This is a genomic window from Ruegeria sp. (assembly GCF_028066395.1).
Taxonomy (GTDB): Bacteria; Pseudomonadota; Alphaproteobacteria; order Rhodobacterales; family Rhodobacteraceae; genus Ruegeria.
This window is the reverse complement of the sequence record NZ_JALCBM010000060.1, coordinates 2,691-21,990: the sequence shown is the minus strand read 5'-3', so window position 1 is coordinate 21,990 and position 19,300 is coordinate 2,691. Positions and strand designations below refer to the sequence as shown.

The following is a 19,300-nucleotide window of genomic DNA, read 5'->3' as shown; positions in this document are numbered from 1 at the left end:
CCCGTCGCATGGACCACCTGCCCGGCATCGGGGGCCTCGGGCACGACCTCGACGCCCATCACCGCGAGGGCCGAGACCAGCGCCGCGCAGGCCCGGCGCGGATGCATGCGGGCGGTCAACGTGTCGTGGATCACGAACCCGGTCGGGCTGGGCGGGCACCATGCGCCCACCTCAGCCACTGGCACGACGCGCCAGTCCGCGCGACCCTGCCACAGCTCGGCCGCCGTTGCCTGTCGCGCCCGCGCCAGCTCAAGGCTGCGATCATCAGCGATGGGCTGCAACCGGCCCAGACGGGCATAGCCGGACGAGACGCCACCCGTGGCCTCGACCTGCGTCCAGAACGGTTCGGCCATGATCAGGCTGTCGAACTGAAAGGCTTTCTTGGCGTTCCAGTTTTCGGGCACATGCGGGGCCAGCGCGCCGACTAGCCCGCCGCTGGACCCCGCGCCGGGGCCGAACGGATCGACGATCTGCACCTGTGCGCCGCGCCGCGCGCAGGTCCAGGCAATGGACAGGCCAAAGATGCCCGCGCCGCGCACCGTCACATCGACCATTGCCATTCCCCTTTTCCTTGTTCAGTGTCGCGCCGCTTAGCTACAGGATTCCGCGATGGCAGACCAGCGTGCCGAACTGACATGGACCGAGGACCAGATCCCGGTCTCGGACCGTTTCGATGACCCCTATTACTCGTTGCAGAACGGGTTGGAGGAGACGCGGCACGTGTTTCTGGCAGGCAACAATCTGCCCGCACGGTTCGCGCCGGGGTTCCATATCGCGGAGCTGGGCTTCGGCACCGGCCTGAACATGCTGACCGTCTGGTCGGAATGGGAGAGGTCGGGCCAGACCACCCCCCTGTCCTTCACCAGCTTTGAGGCGTTCCCCATGACGCCCAAGGACATGTCCCGCGCACTGGCGGCGTTCCCCGAGCTGGCACCATGGAGCGCGCGGTTTCTGGCACAATGGCAGGGCGGCACCTGCGATCTGGGCACCCTGCGGCTTGAGGTGGTTGAAGGTGATGCGCGCCAGACCCTGCCGGGGTGGGCGGGGGCTGCGGATGCATGGTTTCTGGACGGGTTCTCGCCCGCGAAAAACCCCGAATTGTGGGGCGCGGACCTGATGCAGCAGGTGGCCGCGCATACCGCCCCCGAGGGGACCGCTGCCACCTATACAGCCGCCGGTTTTGTCCGCCGCGGGCTTGAGGACGCCGGGTTCACCGTCACCCGCAGCCCCGGTTATGGCCGCAAACGCCACATGACACGGGCGGTCAAAGCATGACACAGCAGAACAACATTCGCGCAGGCATCGCCCTGATGGTTGCGGCCACAGTTGTCTTTGCCCTGCAAGACGGTATCTCGCGCCATCTGGCCGGGACCTACAACACCTATATGGTCGTGATGATCCGCTACTGGTTCTTCGCGGCCTTTGTCATCGTGCTGGCCCTGCGCGCGAACGGAGGGATAAAGGCCACCGCGAAGACCAACCAGCTGAGCCTGCAAATCCTGCGCGGCGTGCTGCTGGCGGGTGAGGTCTGCGTGGCCGTCTATGCCTTCACCATCCTCGGGCTGATCGAAAGCCAGGCGGTGTTCATCTGTTATCCGCTGATGATCGCGGCCCTCAGCGGTCCGGTTCTAGGCGAAACCGTCGGCTGGCGCCGCTGGGCCGCTATCGGAGTGGGTTGCATCGGCGTGCTGATCATCCTGCAACCGGGAATGGGTGTGTTCAACCCGTGGGCCATCATCCCGCTGATCTCGGCCCTGATGTTCGCGGTTTATGGTCTGCTGACCCGCTATGTCGCGCGGCAGGACAACTCTGCCACCTCGTTCTTCTGGACCGGCATTGCGGGCGCTGTCGCCATGACCCTGATTGGCCTGTGGTTCTGGGAGCCGATGGCCAGCCGTGATTGGGCATGGATGGGGTTGCTCTGCGTGACGGGCGTGTCGGGCCACTGGCTGCTGATCAAATGCTATGAAATGGCCGAAGCCAGCGCGGTGCAGCCCTTCGCCTATTTCCACCTGCTATGGAGCGCTATCCTCGGCATCTCGATCTTTGGCGAGGCGTTGCGCCCGGCGGTGGTGATCGGGGCCGGGCTGGTCGTGGCGGCGGGTCTGTTCACCCTATGGCGCGAACGACGCCAGGGTTGAGCCCACCAGCTCTTGCGAAAACGGGACCGGCAGCGCGGGTTGCCCCAGACGCGCGCGATAAACCGGCAGGCTTTCAGCCACGCGCATGACATAGTTGCGGGTCTCGCTGAACGGGATGGTCTCGATCCAGTCGACCACATCCACCTCGCCCCGGCGCGGGTCGCCAAACCGTTCCATCCACGAAATCGGACGCCGTGGACCGGCATTATAGCCGGCAGCCATCATCACCACATTGCCGTTGAAATCAGCCGCCAACCCGGCCAGATAATTCGCCCCCAGCTTGGCGTTGTACTGCCATTCCGAGGTCAGGCGCGTGGTCTTGTGCCCACCAAGAATCCCCAACTCGCCCGCGACCAGCTTGGCCGTGGCGGGCATCACCTGCATCAGCCCGCGCGCGCCTGCGCCGCTGACGACCACCGGATCAAACTCGCTTTCGCGCCGGGCGATGGCCAGCGTCATCTCCTTGGCCATCGGCAGGCCCAGATCGGCAACCGGATGCACCGGGTAATAGGCGGCAGGCAGCACCACACCTGTGGTTGCCGCACGTTTGGCGATCATCACCGCCAGATGTGGTTCCTTCAGTTCCAGCGCGAGGTCGCCCAACTGCTCGGCCTCGACCTGGTTCAGGCTTTCGACCAGATGGGTCAGGAAGCGTTCCGACAGGTTGTCTTCGCCCGCGCGCAGCAGCAACTGACCGGCCTCCAGCACGCTGGAATCGGCAAAGCTGGCCTGTTTCCAATGCGGCGCGCGGCGGGGGTTGGCCAGTTCGCTGTCAAAAGGCCGCCCGATCCGTTCTGCCGCCAGCAGCCCGTAGAATGAGGTCTGGTGATCCGCACCCATGGCATAGGCCGCATAGGCCTTGTCCGCATCGCCCTGCGCGGCATAAGCGCGGCCCAACCAATAGCCGCCGCGCCCCTTGGAAATCGGTGATTGCACCGCGTCAGAGAAATTCTGGAAATGCCGAATAGCGGTGGCGGGATCGTTGAGGCGGCGCAGGGCCAGAAACCCGGCCAGCCATTCCAGATCGGCGTAGCCATAGCCCATTTCCGGCGTCATATGGTGGTTCGCGGCGATCTGATAGGCGCGGCTCGCCTTGCCGCCCCGCATCTCAAGCCGCGCCAGGCGGCGGCGGCCTTCGGCCCATTTGTCCGGCTCCCCCAGCGCTTTCGGCCCGGTGGATCGTTCCAGCATCAGGTCGATGGCGCTGTCGTCCAATTCCTTCTTGTCGCGCCAGACAAACCGATCAAAAGCCAGCCCCGGGGACGAAGCCAGCGACTTCGGCACCGCAGCCACCTTGCTATCCACACCCGGCTGGCGTTTTTGCAGGGCAATCCGCGCCTCCGCCAGTTTGCGATAATTCGTGCTGACCAAGGGCAGCATCTGCCCGGCGCTGACCAGGTGACCATCCCACAGCATCCGATCCAGCCGCGCCTCGTGATGCGGCTTCAGCAGTTTGCCGAAATTCTCCAGATAGTTCTTTTGCAGACCCGATCCCATCGGCATCGTGCGCCACGCGGTGACGATATCTGCTTCGGCCTCGCCATGGCGACCCTTGGCCATCAGCGCCACGGCATAGTTCAGCGCGCCCTCGGCGGTTTGCGGCGGCGTGCCACCGTAGAATTTCAGAACCCGGTTGGCGTCAGCGCCGGTAAAGGCGGGTTCGCTTTTGCGGCGCAGCCAGGCCAGCCCGGGCCAGTCGGGACGCCGGTCCAGAAACACCAGCACATCTCCGGTGCTGCCATAACCCTCGCGCAACCAGTGCCACACGATGATGTCGCGCGACACCGACCCGCGCGCACCCGATACCCGCAGCGCCGCATTCCAGTCGCCTTTGCGCATTTCCGCCATCCCGGCGCGCAAATCGCCAACCGCATCGGCGCGCACAACCCCAGCCTGCAGGGCAAGCCCCAGAATCACCGCCGTCAAAACCGCCAGAACGCGTGTCATCCCTTGCATTTCCCAACCAACCGAGGATAGAGCCATGCAGGATAAACCTTGCGCCGCCGGGATCAACTCACAAACCCAAGATCACACGTGACCGGGACGTAAAATCTACAGACTGCACCTTAAGGAGCACCCCCATGTTCAAAGGCTCGATGCCAGCCCTCGTCACCCCGTTCCGCAACGGCGAGTTGGACCTGGATACGCTCAAACACCTGGTGGAGTGGCAGATTCAGGAAGGCTCGACCGGGCTGGTTCCCGTGGGCACCACCGGGGAAAGCCCAACGCTCAGCCACGAAGAGCACGAGACGGTGGTGGCCGAGGTGGTCAAGGCCGCCGCAGGCCGCGTGCCGGTGATTGCCGGGGCCGGGTCCAACAACACGGTCGAGGCGATCCGATTCGTGCAATTCGCCGAAAAGATCGGGGCTGACGCGGCGCTTGTGGTGACACCCTATTACAACAAGCCGACCCAGAAGGGTCTGATCGCGCATTTCCGCGCGCTGCACGACTGCGCCGATATTCCGATTGTGATCTACAACATCCCCGGCCGGTCGGTGATCGACATGACACCCGCCACCATGGGTGAACTGGCGAAACTACCGCGCATCGTGGGCGTCAAGGATGCCACCGGCGATCTGGCCCGGGTCAGCCAACAACGCGCCAGCTGCGGTGCCGACTTCTGCCAACTGTCAGGCGAAGACGCGACCGCACTGGGCTTCAACGCCCATGGCGGCGTCGGCTGCATCTCGGTCACGGCCAATGTCGCACCGAAACTCTGTGCCGAATTCCAGCAGGCAACGCTGTCCGGTGACTATGCCAAGGCACTGGCCTATCAGGACCGCCTGATGCCCCTGCACGAGGCGATCTTCATCGAACCCGGCCTCGTCGGCGCCAAATACGCGCTCAGCAAATTGGGCCGCTGCGGAACCGAAGTCCGCTCGCCCCTGACAGGTCTGGAAGACAGCACCAAAGCCGCCATCGACGCGGCGATGGCTCATGCCGGCCTGATCTGAACCCTGATCAAATCAAAGAAAAGGGCGGCCTCGAACCCCGAGCGCCGCCCTTTTTCTTTCCAGATCCGTTCTTCATCTGGCCAAAAATATCCCGGGGGAGTCGCGGCTTGCCGCGGCGGGGGCAGAGCCCCCTCACCGTTTCCCGTAATACAGCCCCACCACATGTTCCGCCTGGGCAAAGAACAACCAGCGCGAGGTCGCAACACCAGCCAGATGCGACAGCACAGCCAGCAGTGCAAAGACATGGTTGAACGGCAGCACCAGCAAGACCAGCGGCAGTACAAAGGCCAGACCGAAAGCAATGACCCGCAGCTTCTCGGCATGTTTGCGACCCACCACATGGACGAATTCGCGCAGCAGATAGTTGGTGCCGGTATGGGGCGGCTCGAACGCACGAACAGCACCTCGCTGACCCAGACCTGTTGCGGTGCCCAGATCGGTTCCGGACGCGCCAAAGGCCCGATCACCCTGCCGCCAATAAAGGATCTGCACCAACGCCGCGACCAGCAGCAAAGGCAGCGCAACGGCGCTCTGCCCGGCCAGCAGGGCGCCACCCGCAAGGCTGAAGCTCAGGAACATGGCTGGCGTCAGCTTCATGTTCCAGCGCGGGATGGTTTTCAGCTGGGTGTAGATCATCGATGTGGTGAAGACCGTCGCCAGCGAGAACAGCGACCCGAGCCAGCCCAGCAGACCCCAACGCTGGCCCAGAAAAATGACCCCAAGGCCATAGAGCCCCATCACGATCAAGGCGAGGACAGCACACCAGCCTTCACGGCTGAGCCAGCTGGTTTTCCATTGCGTGAACGCTTTCCACGCGCGTTCGGGATGCCCAAGGTGGAAGGTCGAGGCCATCAGCCCGCCGACGGCCAACGCATAGGCGATCGCAAAGAACACAAACGCGACCCAGCCCGACACATCGGGCAGCCCGAGGCCGAGGAAAAACAGCAAGCCGAAGCCAAGCCCCGAAAGCGTGGTGAAAATGATGACTGAAGGTGCGGGATGCATCAGAGTTTCTCCAACGTCTTGTCGAGCCAACCGAGGAAGCCCTTGGGCTCTTCGGCGACCGGGGCCAGCAAGGGGGCCAGAATGTCGATCTGTTCCTCCACCGTATCCTTGGGGCGCGGCGGCAGGTATTTGTTGACGGGCTTGGTGCCCATTTCGGGCATCAGGTCCATGCCGCCCCGCTCGGCGACCAGTTTGCTGACATCGCTGTCGGGATCACCCAGATCGCCGAAATGGCGCGCTCCGGCCGGGCAGGTGCGCACGCAAGAAGGGATGCGGTCCACCTCGGGCAGGTTGTCGTTATAGATGCGGTCAACGCAGAGCGTGCATTTCTTCATCACGCCTTCGGCCTGATCCAGTTCGCGTGCGCCATAGGGGCAGGACCACGCGCAGAGGCCGCAGCCGATGCAGTCGCTTTCATTGACCAGAACGATGCCATCCTCGACCCGCTTGTAGCTGGCCCCGGTGGGGCAGACGGTGACGCAGGGCGCGTCCTCGCAATGCAGGCAGGATTTGGGGAAATGGATCAGTTGGGCGTGGCCCTGTTCGGGCTGCACCTCATAGGAATGCACCCGGTTCAGGAAGGTGCCCGAGGGGTTGCTGCCATAAGCATCTTGATCCGACAGGGGCGCGCCGTAGTTTTCGGTGTTCCAGCCCTTGCAGGAAATCACGCAGGCATGGCAGCCGACACAGGTGTCCAGGTCGATGACCAGACCCATTTTGCGCTCGGTAGATTGGGGGAGCTGGGTCATGACTGCCTTGCCTCCGCTTTGTTGGTGAGGGTGGACTGGGGCTCTGCCCGTCGCCATTGTCTCTCGGACCAATGGCGCGACAATGGCGACCCCGGGATATTTATGGCCAGATGAAGAGCGGACCCGGTCATTTGCCGACTTTCCATGCCAGATCTTTTGGCCCGGTGCCCACGGGGGACAGGATTGGGTCAAATTCGGGCTGGCTTTGGGTGTCCGTGGGGGCCTCGGCCTTTTCGATTTTGACCTTGAGGTCGAACCACGCGGCCTGGCCGGTGACCGGATCGGAGTTGGCCCAGCGCATGCCGTCGCCTTTGGCGGGCAGCAATTCGTGGATCAGGTGGTTCAGCAGGAAGCCTTTGGTGGCTTCGGGTGCGTCCTCTTGCAGGGCCCAGGCGCCTTTGCGCTTGCCGATGGCGTTCCACGTCCAGACGGTGTTGTCGTTCAGCGCTGCCATCTCCATCACCGGCACGGTGATTTCGCCATGCGGAGAGCTGACTTTGGCCCAGTCACCATCCTGCAGCCCGTGTTCGCGCATCAGCTTGGTGGGCACATAAAGCGGGTTGCGCCCGTGCAATTGCCGCAGCCACGCGTTCTGGGTGCCCCAGCTATGATACATCGCCATCGGGCGCTGTGTCAGGGCGTTGACGGTAAAGCCTTCGTTGCCCTGCTGATCGGTTTCGTACCAGATCGGCAGTGGGTCCAGGTTGTCTTTGATCCGCTGGCGCAGGTGATCCGGGGGCTGGCGGTCGCCGTAACCTTCGGCGGCCAGCTGGAACTTCCGCATCGGTTCCGAGTAAAGCTGGAACAGGTAAGGCTGCGGGCTGTCATAGAGACCCATGTCCACGGCCCAGTTCTGATAGGCGGTGTTCCAGGGTTTGTAATAATCCGCGCCCTCGGGGATATGCGCCACATAGAAGCCGCCGTTGTCGATGTAGCGATTCAACTGCTCGGGGTTGACCTCGCCGCGGCCTTCCTTGTCGCCATCCTCGCCCCGGAACCCGGCCAGCGGGCCGATGCCCGGGCGGCGTTCGTGGTTGACGATGTAGTCGGCGTAGTCCTTCCACTTCGGCGTGCCGCCCTCGTGGGTGAAGCCCGGCAGGTTCATACGGTTGGCCAGTTCGATCAGCACCGACTGGAAGCCGCGTACATCGCGGTCGGGCTCGATCACCGGCCAGCGGATGGCGTCGGCGGCCGCGTCGGCCTCGCAGATCGGGCGGTCGAGCAGCGAGATACAGTCGTGCCGTTCCAGATAGGTGGTGTCGGGCAGGATCAGGTCGGCATAGGCCACCATTTCCGAGGAATAGGCATCGGAATAGATGATGTTGGGAATGACATAATTTCCGTCATCATCCTTGGCGGTCAGCATCTCCATCACACCTTTGGTGTTCATGGACGAGTTCCACGACATGTTCGCCATATACATGAACAGGGTGTCGATCTTGTAGGGATCACCGGCAGCGGCGTTCGAGATCACCATATGCATCAGCCCGTGGGACGACATCGGGTTTTCCCAGGTGAACGCCTTGTCGATCCGCTGCGGCGTGCCGCAATCGTCCAGCAGCAGGTCCTCGGGACCGCGCGGAAAGCCCAGATGCGGGCCGTTCAGCGGGCGTCCGGGGCGACGGTCGCCATGCGGGGTCGGGTGCGCCTCGACCGGTTTGGGGTAGGGCGGTTTGAAGCGGAAGCCGCCGGGGACCTCGACCGTGCCCAGCAGGATTTGCAGCACATGCAGGGCGCGGCAGGTCTGGAAGCCGTTGGCATGGGCCGAGATGCCGCGCATGGCGTGGAAGCTGACCGGGCGACCGACCATTTTCGAATGCGTCTCACCCCGGAAATCGGTCCATTCGTGATCCAGCTCGATCGCTTCGTCAAAGGCGACGCGGGCGATTTCGGCGGCGATGGCGCGGATACGGTCGGCGGGGATGCCGCAGCGTTCGGCCACGGCCTCGGGGGCGTGCTCGTCAGTCAGGTATTTCTCGGCCATCAGGTGGAAGACCGGGCGGTGGGTGACACCGTCTTTTTCGTAGGTCGCCGACAGGTCGGGGCGCACACCGGGTTTGTCAAAGGCGGTGGGTTCGCCCGTGACGCGATCGATCACCAGCGGTTTGCCGTCTGCGTCGCGCAGGAACAGACCCTTTTCCGCACCCTCGGTGGCGTTGATCAGAACCGGGGCGTTGGTATAGCGGGCCAGATAGTCCAGATCGATCTTGCCCGCCTTCATCAGCACATGGATCAGCGACAGGATGAACAATCCGTCGGTGCCCGGAGTGATGCCGACCCAGTCATCGGCCACCGCGTTATAGCCCGACCGGATTGGGTTCACGCCGATCACGCGCGCGCCGCGCGCCTTGATCTTGCCAAGGCCCATCTTGATCGGGTTGCTGTCATGGTCCTCGGCCACGCCGAACAGCATGAACAGCTTGGTGTGTTCCCAGTCGGGCTGGCCGAATTCCCAGAACGCGCCGCCCATGGTGTAGATGCCACCGGCTGCCATGTTGACGGAGCAGAACCCGCCATGGGCCGCGTAGTTGGGGGTGCCGAAATTCTGTGCCCAGAAGCTGGTGAAGCTTTGGCTTTGGTCGCGGCCAGTGAAGAAGGCCAGCTTTTGCGGGGCGGTTTCGTGCAGCTCGTTCAGCCAGCCGACGGCAGTGCTGAGCGCCTCATCCCACTCGATCTCGCGGAATTCACCTGATCCGCGCGGGCCGACCCGGCGCAGCGGCTTGCGCAGGCGCGAGGGTGCGTTGACCTGCATGATCCCCGCCGATCCCTTGGCGCACAAAACGCCCTTGTTGACCGGGTGATCCCGGTTGCCTTCGATATAGGCAACCTTGCCGTCCTTCATGTGGACGTTGATGCCACAGCGGCAGGCGCACATATAACATGTCGTCTTGCGGACCTCGTCCGAGACCTTGGGCGAGGTGTCGATCACTGGCTGGTTCATTTACGTCCCCGTAGCTTGCGACCCGATTGTTCTCATATTTCGAGATCAATCGGAATATTATTTTGCTTGTCTCATTCAGATGCGGCCTTTGTTCCCGCATCCTCGGTTTGCGCCTGAACGGCGGTGACCGCGATCATGTGCAGGACATCTTCGGCGGAACATCCGCGCGACAGGTCGTTTGCCGGTTTGGCAAGACCCTGCAGAATTGGTCCGATGGCTTCGGCACCGCCGATCCGCTGCGCGATCTTGTAGCCGATATTGCCGGCATCAAGGTTCGGAAAGACGAAGACGTTCGCCTTGCCTTCCAGCGGTGAATCCTTGGCTTTCTTGGCCGCCACTTCGGGAACGAAGGCCGCGTCGAACTGCAACTCTCCGTCGATCATCAGGTCGGGATTGGCGGATTTCGCGATCTGCGTCGCCTCGACAACCTTTGTGACCCGGGGATGATTTGCGCTGCCGCCGGTCGAGAAGGACAGCATCGCCACACGCGGTGTCTCATGCGTCAGGGCCTGATAGGATGCGGCCGAGGCCTTGGCGATCTCCGCAAGCTCCTGTTCGTCGGGATCAACGACCAGACCGCAATCGGCAAAGATATGGGCGCCGCGCACGGTGTGGTGGTCCTGACAGTAGAGCATCAGAAAGAAGCTGGACACCATCTTGGCGTCCTTTGCCTTGCCGATGATCTGCAGGGCTGCACGCACGGTGTCGGATGTGGTTTCCACCGCCCCGCCAACAGTGCCATCCGCCAGACCTTCACGCACCAGCATGGCGGCATAGTTCAGACGGTTCCGCACCTGCTGTTGCGCCTTTTCAGGGGTCATCCCCTTATGTTTGCGCAGCTCATAAAGAGAGGCGGCAAAGGCTTCGGCATGGGGGGAATTGCTGGGGTCGTGAATGTCAATTCCATCGACATCCGCCCCGCCTTGTTCGGCCAGCAGCGCAGACACCTTGTCGCGATCACCAACAAGGATGATCCGGGCAACGCCCTGGGCACGGGCGCGCAATGCACCGTCTACCACACGCGGATCATCGCCCTCGGAGAGGGCGATGATTTTGTCGGAGCTGGAGGCAGCTCCGAGTATTGCACGCAGAGGCTTCACGCCATTACGCCCCTTGCTGAGGGCGCATGTCGTTGGCGTCGATGCCTGCCACTGCGACCGGCTTCTTCATCGCGTCACGGCGGAAGGGCTCACCCAGTTCCTGGTTGATCAGGGCTTCGATCAGGGTGGTGATGCCGTTCTTCTGGTCTTCGATGGCCTGAGCCAGCGCGTCGGTCAGCTCGTCCTGGGTGCGGGCGACAACGCCTTTCAGACCACAGGCGTTGGCGATACCGGCGTAAGACACTTGCGTGTCCAGCTCGGTGCCGACGAAGTTGTCGTCGAACCACAGGGTCGAGTTACGCTTTTCCGCGCCCCACTGGTAGTTGCGGAACACAACCTGAGTGACGGCGGGCCATTCTTCGCGGCCGATGGCGGTCAGTTCGGTCACGGCGATGCCGAAGGCACCGTCACCCGAGAAGCCGACAACCGGAACGTCCGGGCAGCCGATCTTGGCGCCGATTACCGACGGCAGACCATAGCCACAGGGGCCAAACAGGCCGGGGGCCAGATACTTGCGGCCTTCTTCGAACGAAGGATAGGCGTTGCCGATGGCGCAGTTGTTGCCGATGTCGGACGAGATGATCGCCTCTTTCGGCAGGGCCTGCTGGATGGCACGCCATGCTTTGCGCGGCGACAGCCAGTCGGGCTTGGCGGCACGGGCGCGTTCGTTCCAGGTGGTGCCCGGATCGTCCTGCTCGTGGTCCATCGAGGTCAGTTCCTGTGCCCAGCGCGATTTGGTGTCGGCGATTTTCGCCTTGCGCGCGTCACGGCCTTCGTCACCTGCGGTGTCCGACAGCTGTGCCAGGATGTTGGTCGCAACGGTGGCCGCGTCGCCGACGATGCCGACCGAGACCTTCTTGGTCAGACCAATGCGGTCGGGGTTGATGTCGACCTGGATGATTTTCGCATCTGCGGGCCAGTATTCCAGACCGTAGCCCGGCAGGGTCGAGAACGGGTTCAGACGGGTGCCGAGGCACAGAACCACGTCGGCTTCCTTGATCAGCTCCATACCGGCTTTCGAGCCGTTATAGCCCAGCGGACCAGCAAACAGCGGGTGCGAGCCCGGGAAGGCGTCGTTGTGCTGGTAGCCAACGCAGACCGGGGCGTCCAGACGCTCGGCCAGGGCTTTCGACGCTTCGATGCCGCCTTTGGACAGAACCGTACCGGCACCGTTCAGGATGACGGGGTTCTTGGCGCTCGACAGCAGCGCGGCTGCTTCGGATACGGCTGCAGCACCGCCCTGGGGCAGTTCGAATTCAACAACCGCAGGCAGTTCGATGTCGATGACCTGAGTGAAGAAGTCGCGCGGCACGTTGATCTGTGCCGGTGCCGAGGCACGTTTGGCGTTCATGATCACGCGGCTCAGAACCTCGGCCATGCGGCTGGGGTCACGTACTTCTTCCTGATAGCAGACGCAGTCGGCGAACATGCGCATCTGCTCCATCTCCTGGAAGCCGCCCTGACCCATGGTCTTGTTGGCGGCCTGCGGGGTCACCAGCAGCAGCGGGGTGTGGTTCCAGTAGGCGGTTTTCACGGCGGTGACAAAGTTGGTGATGCCGGGGCCGTTCTGGGCGATCATCATCGACATCTTACCGGTGGCGCGGGTGTAGCCATCAGCCATCATGCCGCCGGACCCTTCATGCGCGCAGTCCCAGAAGGTGATGCCCGCTTTTCCAAAGATGTCAGAGATCGGCATCATGGCCGATCCGATAATGCCGAACGCATGTTCGATGCCATGCATTTGCAGCGTTTTTACGAAGGCTTCTTCGGTGGTCATTTTCATCGGGGTTTCTCCGGGCTGAATAGGGGTGTGACCGGGGCTTGCGCCACAGCAGTTCCCAGTGGTTTTGGCGCAAGGGTGTCTGCGACGTTAGGGCCAGAACCGTTGGCGGAATAAGTCCAGACTTTCAGCGCGTATGGATCGCCCGGGCAATCTGTTCGATTCCCGGTGCGATGCGTTCCGGCTGAATCGAGGAATATCCCAGCCGGTAATAGTTCTTGGGACGTTCCGGCCCCGAGAAGAACTGCTCGCCCGGTTCTATATGGACACTGCGCTGCTGCAGGTCCTCGGCCAGTTGCGTGGTATCGATCGCCTGCGGCGCGCGCATCCACATGGACGAACCCCCAAGGATGCCGCGTCCGGCGACGGTCAGGCCCTGTTCGGCGATGGCGGTCTCCAACGCCTCGCGCCGCGCTTGCAGGGCCTTGGACATGCGTCTGATCTGCGCATCATAGTGGCCCAGTGACAGGAAATAGGCCGCCGTGCGTTGGATATGGCCCGGCGGGTGACGCAGGACCAGCGACCGCAGCGCGCGGGCCTCGCGGATGAACGCCTCGGACCCGACCATGTAGCCTAGGCGCAGGCCGGGGAACAGCGATTTGGAAAAGCTGCCGACATAGACAACCCGCCCGTCCCGATCCATCGATTTCAGCGCAGGCGAGGGCGCGCCCAGAAAGGCCATCTCGAATTCATAATCATCCTCGACAATGATCGCATCCAGCTCGCGCGCGCGCCTCAGCAGGGCGTTGCGGCGCTCTAGCGGCATGGTGGCTGTTGTCGGGCTTTGATGGCTGGGGGTGGTGAAGATCACATCGGTGCCGTCGGGGATGCTGTCGGGCGGCAGGCCGTTATGATCGACGCGCAGCGGCGCAAGCTTGCATTCGGCCTGCAACAGCAGATTGCGCAGGGCATAGTAACAAGGGTCTTCGATGGCGGCGGTGCGGTTGCGGTTCAGCAACACGCGAGAGGCCAGCCACAGCGCGTTCTGCGCGCCCAGTGTGATCAGAATCTCTTCGGGCCGGGCGGCGATGCCGCGACGGGGCAGGGTGTGGCGGGCAATGAACTCGATCAGCAGCGGATCGTCCTGATCGACGTAATCTCCGGTCAGCGAGGCGAAATCCCTGTGCCCCAGCGCCCGCACCGCACAAAGCCGCCAGTTGGCGTGGTCGAATAGCGTCCGGTCCGCCTGCCCATAGATGAACGGATATTTGTAATCGCGCCAGTCGCTGGGCTTTTGCAGGAAATCCCCGCCGGAATAGCGCCGGGCCAGCGCCGCGGTCCAATCGACCGAATCGTCGCCCTTGGGCAGGGGGGTGTATTTGGGCGGCACCGGGGCGTTTTGCGAGACGAAATAGCCCGACCGCCCCTTGGCCATCAGATAGTCATTGGCCAGCAGCTCGGTATAGGCCAGCGTCACCGTGATCCGGCTGACCCCCAGATGGGTCGCCAGTTTGCGGGACGAGGGCAGCTTCTCGCCCACATGAAACCGGCCCGACAGGATGCCCTCGGCGATCATCTGCTGGATGCGCGCCTGCAAGGTGCCCTGCCCGTTGGGGTCAAGAAAGAAGGTGTCTACGGAAATGCCCATACATGCTTATAGGTTGGACTTAAGGCATCGGCAATCTGGACTTACGCCTGAATCGCATTTTTCATTCCTGTTGACCTGCGCCTGCAATTGAACTATATAACCAGAAATCTAGTTTAATGGAGTGGTCAGATGTGGGAAACAGCCGCCGCAGGGTTTTCGGCCATGGGCTCCGAGGCCCGGCTGAAAGTGCTCAAGACATTGGTCCGCGCCGGTGAGGCCGGGTTGACCGTCGGGGAAATCCAGAACCGCACGGGCATCGCGCCATCGACTCTGGCCCATCACTTGCGGTTTCTCGCCGCCGGAGGGGTGGTCGAGCAGGAAAAACACGGCCGCAGCACAATCAACCGCGCCTGTTTTGACGAGCTAAGAAATCTTGCACAGTTCATCCTCAGCGAATGCTGCGCGGACGAAGTGGGAAAGGCCGCGAACGATGGCTGATCTGACACAAAGCCCAAAAAGCGCGCTGCGCCTTGTGGAGGTGTTGAAAACCCCCTGGGCCCTAATCGTCGCGATCCTTGCAGCGGTGGCCGTGCTGGACCCGGGCAACTGGGGCGAGGTCGTCTCGTTTGCGGCCAAGGCGCTGGCCCATACCGGCCAATACATTCTGTTCGCCGTCCTGCTGCTGTCCTACCTCAAGGCCACGGGGGCCGAGGTCATGGTGGCGCGCGCTTTTGAAGGGCGTGAGACGCGGATGATCTTTCTGGCCGCTCTGTTCGGCGGGCTGGCGCCGTTTTGCAGCTGCGAGGTGATCCCGTTCATCGCCGGTCTGCTGGCCCTTGGTGCGCCCTTGTCGGCGGTGATGGCTTTCTGGCTCAGCTCTCCGCTGATCGACCCGCCGACCCTGTTGATCACCGCGGGCGCGCTGGGATGGCCCTTTGCCATCGGCAAGGCGGTTGCCGCCGTCGCCCTCGGCCTGTTCGGCGGCTTTGCCGTGCGCGCCCTGATGAAGGGCGGGGCCTTTGCCCAGCCGCTGCGCGTCTACAAACCTGCCGGATGCTGCGGCTGTGGCCCCAAGCAAGAGGACAAACCCGTCTGGCGGTTCTGGCAAGACCCCGCGCGCCGTACCCGGTTCCGGGCCGAGTTTGTGCAGAACGGTCTGTTCCTGCTGAAATGGCTGGCGCTGGCCTATGTGCTTGAGGCTCTGCTGGTCAATTACGTGCCCGCCGATCTGATTGCGCGCGCCGTTGGTGGCGAAGGCGTTTTGCCCATCGTCGTGGCCGCGCTGGTCGGGATGCCCGCCTATCTGAACTCTTACGTCGCGCCGCCGCTGCTGGCCGGTCTGATGGAACAGGGGATGAGCGCGGGGGCTGCGATGGCGTTCATGGTGGCGGGTGCCGTCAGTTCAATCCCCGCGATGGCTGCGGTGTGGTCGCTGGTCAAACCGCGTGTCTTCGCCACCTATCTGGGGCTGGGCGTTGGTGGAGCGATTGTGGCCGGGATCATATTCCAGATGATCTGAAACGCGAAATCGCCCGGCAAGCACGCCGGGCGGTTTCAATCAAGTCGGGGCCGGATCAGCCTGTTTCGCAAAAGCGCGGCAGTTTGAACCGATACCGCGCCTCGCCACTGTCGACATAAATCCGTTTCTCGACACAGGCGCTGGTGCCGACCGTCTGAGACACAGGTGCCTCGGTCGAGGTGATCGATGTGGCCGTCCCATCCGGCAACCGGACCGAGGCGATCACACCATTCCTCAGATCGCCATTGATCGCCGTCGCCGACAGAACCGGGACGGTCATGAACGCCTCATGCTCGTGCTTGCCGTCGTCGCCCAGCAGGTACAGCCCGGCGACCAGCACGATCATCGCCAGCCCACCGAGCAATCCCAGACCCCATGTCCTGAGAAAGGCATAGATGGTCACGGCGCGATGCGGGCCGAAGATGGTGGACAGAATGTTCAGCATGGCAGTCTCGTCGAATGCGCCCCGGACCTGTCAGACCGGGGCGGTCAGCGCATCAGGGGCGCAGATCGTCGTCTTCATCCTCATCCGCGCCACCCTTGGGCAGGTTGAAGAAGCTGTCGGCGTCAACGATGGGCTCGTCATCCTCTTTGTCTTCGACGTCATCGGACAGCGAGAACGTCTCCAGACCCTCGATCGCGGTTGGGATCTTGGGCGCGGCATCCATTTCCAGCGACTGTTCGGTTGACACCAGTCTGCGGCGCTCATCATCGCTCATCACGCCGCCTTCGGCAGCCTTTTTGGCGGCGGCTTTCTGAACGACGGCGTCCAGTTCCGACTGTTTGCACAGGCCCAGAGCAACCGGATCGATGGGCTGCATGTTGGCGATGTTCCAGTGGGTCCGCTCGCGGATCGACTGGATGGTCGGCTTGGTCGTGCCCACCAGCTTGGCGATCTGGCCGTCGCTGAGTTCGGGGTGGAACTTGACCAGCCACAGGATCGAGTTCGGGCGGTCCTGCCGTTTTGACAGCGGCGTGTAGCGCGGACCACGGCGCTTTTCCTCGCCCGAGGCGGCGGGGTTGAACTTGAGCTTCAGCTTGTGCAGCGGGTTGCCCTGCGCGGTGTCGATCTCTTCCTGGGTCAGCTGGTTGTTGGCAATCGGGTCGAACCCCTTGACGCCAGCGGCCACGTCGCCATCGGCGATGCCCTGTACCTCAAGCTCGTGCATGCCCACGAAATCCGCGATCTGCTTGAAGCTGATCGTGGTATTGTCCACCAGCCATACGGCGGTTGCCTTGGCCATCAGCGGTTTTGCCATCAGCCCGTCTCCTATAAATACATCTGTCCCGTCGCCGGAATTCGGCGGCCCCGTAGTCCTGGGGCGGTTTCCGTTGTCGGGGAACTCAGGGCCTATATAGTCGCGCGGCGGCGGGAAGGGAAGAGGCGATTGCCCCGCACGTCCTGACCACGGAGGTTGGGGGGCGGCGCCCGCGCCTTCACGCCCGTTCACGTGGCCGTGGCAAGATGTTCCCTGATCGTGAAATTTTCGGCAAAAAGTCATTTATTTCAATTGGATGCGTGCGTTTTCCGTGCAATTCCTTGAATTTGACACCTGGCTGATCCGGGGTCATATGGCCTGACCACGCCAAGCGGTCCCCCTCTCGCTCAGCCAGGTATCCCACAAAGATCTCGGACATTTTCTGTTCTGCCGCATGCGATGTGCGGCCCGGCTTGGTGCGTCTGCGCCATGTCGGGGTTCCTGCGGCCTGAATCCGGTCTTTTGGGATGACTTTTGTTTGTGGGCCCGAAAGGAAAGGAACCCCGTCCATGATACGTTCACGTCACCTGCTTGGCCTGCCGTTCTGTGTTCTGGCCAGCGCCGGTTTCGCGCAGGACAGCCGGTTTTCCGCCGAGTTCAGCGTCGAACTGGAAACCGATTTCACCTTCGACGCCGATGATCCCGGCGCTGAACTGACCGACACCTTTGCCACCATCGAAGGGGCGCTTGGGTATCAGTTCACCGACCGGTTCTCGATCGCGTCGACCCTGGTGTTCGAACCGATTGAGGACGCCACCGGCAACCGGTTTTTCGAGGATCAGGGGCTGTACGCTGAAGAGCTGTTCTTTGCCTATGATTTCGGCCCTGCCGCCGTCGCTGTGGGCAAATTCAACCCCGCCTTCGGTCTGGCCTGGGATCTGGCCCCGGGCGTCTTCGGCGTCGATTTCGCCGAGGATTACGAGATCACCGAGCGTGTCGGCGGTGCCGTCACCATACCGCTATCCGGTCTGGGCGGCGCGCATGAGCTGTCATTCTACGCCTTTACGGCGGACCGCACGATCCTCAGCGATTCCCTGTTCAATGAACGCGGCCAGTTGCGGCTGGAAGACGGCGGCGTGTCCAACACCGAGGATGTGGAATCCTTTGTCCTGTCGCTGGCCGGTTCCGTTGGCGACACGGCCTATACGTTCGGCCTGCAAAGCCAGGCGGCGGGCGAAGGGGATGAGGCTGACCAATCCGGTGCAGTGCTGGGCCTGGTCCATCTGTTGAACGCGGGCGGGGCCGAGGTCGAACTGCTGGGCGAGGTCGCCTATTTCGACCAGTACGACGGCACGCGGAACTCGGCCACTTACGCCACCCTCGGCGCGGCGGTTCCGGTCGGGCCGGTTGTGGTGTCGGGCGTTCTGGCCGTTCGCGATATCGAAGGCGCGCCGACGGATACGCTGGCCACCGTCGCAGCAGAATGGCCGCTGGCGGACAATCTGGCGGTGTCGCTGGCCTATCGCTATGGCGACGAGGAAGGGGTGCAAAGCCAGACCCTTGGCGCCTTGCTGGCCTACGAATTCTAAACTCTTCGGGCGTGCCGGATGGTCGGTGCGCCCGGTTGACCTTGCGGGTGTCAAAACCGACCTGTATCCGTAGCTGCATGAAGCTTTCGATACGGGGCAAGGCAGGGTCATCGCAATGATTTCAAGAATTCTGACGCTTGCCGTTTCCATGTTCGCAGCGCTTGCCGCGCCACTCCATGCGGACGGAGAAAAGGCGGGCGATTTCGACTACTATGTCCTGTCGCTCAGCTGGTCGCCCAACTGGTGCGCCCGCGAAGGTGATGCGCGCGGGTCGGACCAATGCGATGCGCGTCATGATCACGGCTGGATTCTGCACGGGCTCTGGCCGCAATACCATCAGGGCTGGCCTGCCTTTTGCCGCACGTCCGAGGCCCCACCCTCGCGCCGGATGACCCGCGAAATGGAGGATATTCAGGGCAGTTCCGGCCTTGCCTGGCATCAGTGGAAAAAACACGGCACCTGCTCGGGGCTGAGTGCGCCCGATTATTATGCCCTGTCGCGTCAGGCTTACGAACAGGTCCAGCGCCCGCCGGTGTTTCGCAAACTGGACGCTTCGGTCAAATTGCCCGCCTCGGTCGTGGAAGAGGCATTTCTGAAGGCCAATCCGGCGCTGGAGCGGGACATGATCACCGTCACCTGCAAACAAGGCTATATCGAAGAGGTCCGCCTGTGCCTGTCCCGCGACCTTGATCCGGTGCCTTGCGGCCGCGACGTGATCCGAGACTGCACGGCGAAGGACGCGCTGTTCGATCCGGTGCGCTAAAGCTCTTTCTTCTGACACTCCCGCGCGTATTC

17 protein-coding genes are annotated in these 19,300 nt (G+C 62.8%); 7 read left to right on the top strand and 10 right to left on the bottom strand.

Translation table 11 applies throughout. The features are described 5' to 3' along the window. On the bottom strand, positions 1-560 hold a 560-nt coding region (locus MPJ51_RS16850), incomplete at its 3' end, for an FAD-binding oxidoreductase (RefSeq protein ID WP_298389076.1). Between the two features lie 49 nt (positions 561-609). On the opposite strand from MPJ51_RS16850, the gene mnmD reads away from it, so the two are divergent. Both mnmD and MPJ51_RS16840 read left to right on the top strand, forming a co-directional pair. Further along, complete coding sequence (mnmD, locus tag MPJ51_RS16845) at positions 610-1,275, top strand: tRNA (5-methylaminomethyl-2-thiouridine)(34)-methyltransferase MnmD (RefSeq protein WP_298389074.1); 666 nt, start codon at positions 610-612, stop codon at positions 1,273-1,275. Further along, positions 1,272-2,141, top strand: a complete 870-nt coding sequence (locus tag MPJ51_RS16840; RefSeq protein ID WP_298389072.1) for a DMT family transporter — start codon at positions 1,272-1,274, stop codon at positions 2,139-2,141. The genes mnmD and MPJ51_RS16840 overlap by 4 nt, the downstream gene beginning before the upstream one ends. Here the strand turns inward: MPJ51_RS16840 and MPJ51_RS16835 are convergent. Further along, positions 2,115-4,088 (bottom strand): lytic transglycosylase domain-containing protein, encoded by a 1,974-nt coding sequence (locus MPJ51_RS16835; protein ID WP_298389070.1) that lies wholly within the window; start codon positions 4,086-4,088, stop codon positions 2,115-2,117. The two genes, MPJ51_RS16840 and MPJ51_RS16835, sit on opposite strands and share 27 nt — an antisense overlap. Before the next feature lie 134 nt (positions 4,089-4,222). On the opposite strand from MPJ51_RS16835, the gene dapA reads away from it, so the two are divergent. Then, positions 4,223-5,095 (top strand): 4-hydroxy-tetrahydrodipicolinate synthase, encoded by an 873-nt coding sequence (gene dapA / locus MPJ51_RS16830; RefSeq protein WP_298389068.1) that lies wholly within the window; start codon positions 4,223-4,225, stop codon positions 5,093-5,095. Positions 5,096-5,227: 132 nt separating this feature from the next. Here the strand turns inward: dapA and MPJ51_RS16825 are convergent, their stop codons facing one another. The 6 genes from MPJ51_RS16825 to MPJ51_RS16800 all read right to left on the bottom strand — a co-directional run bounded on the left by MPJ51_RS16825 (position 5,228) and on the right by MPJ51_RS16800 (position 14,258). After that, a complete protein-coding gene (locus MPJ51_RS16825) occupies positions 5,228-6,100 on the bottom strand; it encodes a DmsC/YnfH family molybdoenzyme membrane anchor subunit (protein WP_298389066.1) in 873 nt (290 codons plus the stop codon). Next, positions 6,100-6,849: a 4Fe-4S dicluster domain-containing protein gene (locus MPJ51_RS16820; RefSeq protein WP_298389064.1), complete on the bottom strand. Its 750-nt coding sequence runs from the start codon at positions 6,847-6,849 to the stop codon at positions 6,100-6,102. Before MPJ51_RS16820 ends, MPJ51_RS16825 begins: the two co-directional genes overlap by 1 nt. 127 nt (positions 6,850-6,976) lie before the next feature. Further along, positions 6,977-9,790: a molybdopterin oxidoreductase family protein gene (locus MPJ51_RS16815; protein WP_298389062.1), complete on the bottom strand. Its 2,814-nt coding sequence runs from the start codon at positions 9,788-9,790 to the stop codon at positions 6,977-6,979. Positions 9,791-9,861: 71 nt separating this feature from the next. Next, complete coding sequence (gene pta, locus MPJ51_RS16810) at positions 9,862-10,890, bottom strand: phosphate acetyltransferase (protein ID WP_298389060.1); 1,029 nt, start codon at positions 10,888-10,890, stop codon at positions 9,862-9,864. Positions 10,891-10,894: 4 nt separating this feature from the next. Beyond that, positions 10,895-12,673, bottom strand: a complete 1,779-nt coding sequence (xsc, locus tag MPJ51_RS16805) for a sulfoacetaldehyde acetyltransferase (protein WP_298389058.1) — start codon at positions 12,671-12,673, stop codon at positions 10,895-10,897. Between the two features lie 124 nt (positions 12,674-12,797). Further along, complete coding sequence (locus MPJ51_RS16800) at positions 12,798-14,258, bottom strand: PLP-dependent aminotransferase family protein (protein ID WP_298389056.1); 1,461 nt, start codon at positions 14,256-14,258, stop codon at positions 12,798-12,800. A gap of 129 nt (positions 14,259-14,387) precedes the next feature. Between MPJ51_RS16800 and MPJ51_RS16795 the strand changes: the two genes are divergently transcribed. Together MPJ51_RS16795 and MPJ51_RS16790 are read left to right on the top strand one after the other, a co-directional pair. Beyond that, positions 14,388-14,696, top strand: coding sequence for a winged helix-turn-helix domain-containing protein (locus MPJ51_RS16795; RefSeq protein ID WP_298389054.1), 309 nt, complete (start codon positions 14,388-14,390; stop codon positions 14,694-14,696). Beyond that, positions 14,689-15,717, top strand: a complete 1,029-nt coding sequence (locus tag MPJ51_RS16790; RefSeq protein WP_298389052.1) for a permease — start codon at positions 14,689-14,691, stop codon at positions 15,715-15,717. Before MPJ51_RS16795 ends, MPJ51_RS16790 begins: the two co-directional genes overlap by 8 nt. A 55-nt stretch (positions 15,718-15,772) precedes the next feature. Here MPJ51_RS16790 and MPJ51_RS16785 read toward each other — a convergent pair whose 3' ends face one another. Next, complete coding sequence (locus MPJ51_RS16785; RefSeq protein WP_298389050.1) at positions 15,773-16,162, bottom strand: hypothetical protein; 390 nt, start codon at positions 16,160-16,162, stop codon at positions 15,773-15,775. 52 nt (positions 16,163-16,214) lie between these two features. Further along, positions 16,215-16,976: a cell cycle transcriptional regulator TrcR gene (locus MPJ51_RS16780; RefSeq protein WP_298389049.1), complete on the bottom strand. Its 762-nt coding sequence runs from the start codon at positions 16,974-16,976 to the stop codon at positions 16,215-16,217. Between the two features lie 509 nt (positions 16,977-17,485). Here MPJ51_RS16780 and MPJ51_RS16775 point away from each other — a divergent pair. Next, positions 17,486-18,505 (top strand): hypothetical protein, encoded by a 1,020-nt coding sequence (locus tag MPJ51_RS16775; protein WP_298389047.1) that lies wholly within the window; start codon positions 17,486-17,488, stop codon positions 18,503-18,505. A 148-nt stretch (positions 18,506-18,653) separates the two neighbouring features. Further along, positions 18,654-19,268 (top strand): ribonuclease T2, encoded by a 615-nt coding sequence (locus tag MPJ51_RS16770; protein WP_298389094.1) that lies wholly within the window; start codon positions 18,654-18,656, stop codon positions 19,266-19,268. The last annotated feature ends 32 nt before the right edge of the window (positions 19,269-19,300 follow it).

Excerpts from the sequence above, each read along its gene's own strand:
- mnmD (WP_298389074.1), top strand. The coding sequence starts at position 610 with ATGGCAGACCAGCGTGCCGAACTGACATGGACCGAGGACCAGATCCCG.
- MPJ51_RS16840 (WP_298389072.1), top strand. The coding sequence starts at position 1,272 with ATGACACAGCAGAACAACATTCGCGCAGGCATCGCCCTGATGGTTGCG.
- MPJ51_RS16835 (WP_298389070.1), bottom strand. The coding sequence starts at position 4,088 with ATGACACGCGTTCTGGCGGTTTTGACGGCGGTGATTCTGGGGCTTGCC.
- dapA (WP_298389068.1), top strand. The coding sequence starts at position 4,223 with ATGTTCAAAGGCTCGATGCCAGCCCTCGTCACCCCGTTCCGCAACGGC.
- MPJ51_RS16825 (WP_298389066.1), bottom strand. The coding sequence starts at position 6,100 with ATGCATCCCGCACCTTCAGTCATCATTTTCACCACGCTTTCGGGGCTT.
- MPJ51_RS16820 (WP_298389064.1), bottom strand. The coding sequence starts at position 6,849 with ATGACCCAGCTCCCCCAATCTACCGAGCGCAAAATGGGTCTGGTCATC.
- MPJ51_RS16815 (WP_298389062.1), bottom strand. The coding sequence starts at position 9,790 with ATGAACCAGCCAGTGATCGACACCTCGCCCAAGGTCTCGGACGAGGTC.
- xsc (WP_298389058.1), bottom strand. The coding sequence starts at position 12,673 with ATGAAAATGACCACCGAAGAAGCCTTCGTAAAAACGCTGCAAATGCAT.
- MPJ51_RS16800 (WP_298389056.1), bottom strand. The coding sequence starts at position 14,258 with ATGGGCATTTCCGTAGACACCTTCTTTCTTGACCCCAACGGGCAGGGC.
- MPJ51_RS16795 (WP_298389054.1), top strand. The coding sequence starts at position 14,388 with ATGTGGGAAACAGCCGCCGCAGGGTTTTCGGCCATGGGCTCCGAGGCC.
- MPJ51_RS16790 (WP_298389052.1), top strand. The coding sequence starts at position 14,689 with ATGGCTGATCTGACACAAAGCCCAAAAAGCGCGCTGCGCCTTGTGGAG.
- MPJ51_RS16785 (WP_298389050.1), bottom strand. The coding sequence starts at position 16,162 with ATGCTGAACATTCTGTCCACCATCTTCGGCCCGCATCGCGCCGTGACC.
- MPJ51_RS16780 (WP_298389049.1), bottom strand. The coding sequence starts at position 16,976 with ATGGCAAAACCGCTGATGGCCAAGGCAACCGCCGTATGGCTGGTGGAC.
- MPJ51_RS16775 (WP_298389047.1), top strand. The coding sequence starts at position 17,486 with ATGATACGTTCACGTCACCTGCTTGGCCTGCCGTTCTGTGTTCTGGCC.
- MPJ51_RS16770 (WP_298389094.1), top strand. The coding sequence starts at position 18,654 with ATGTTCGCAGCGCTTGCCGCGCCACTCCATGCGGACGGAGAAAAGGCG.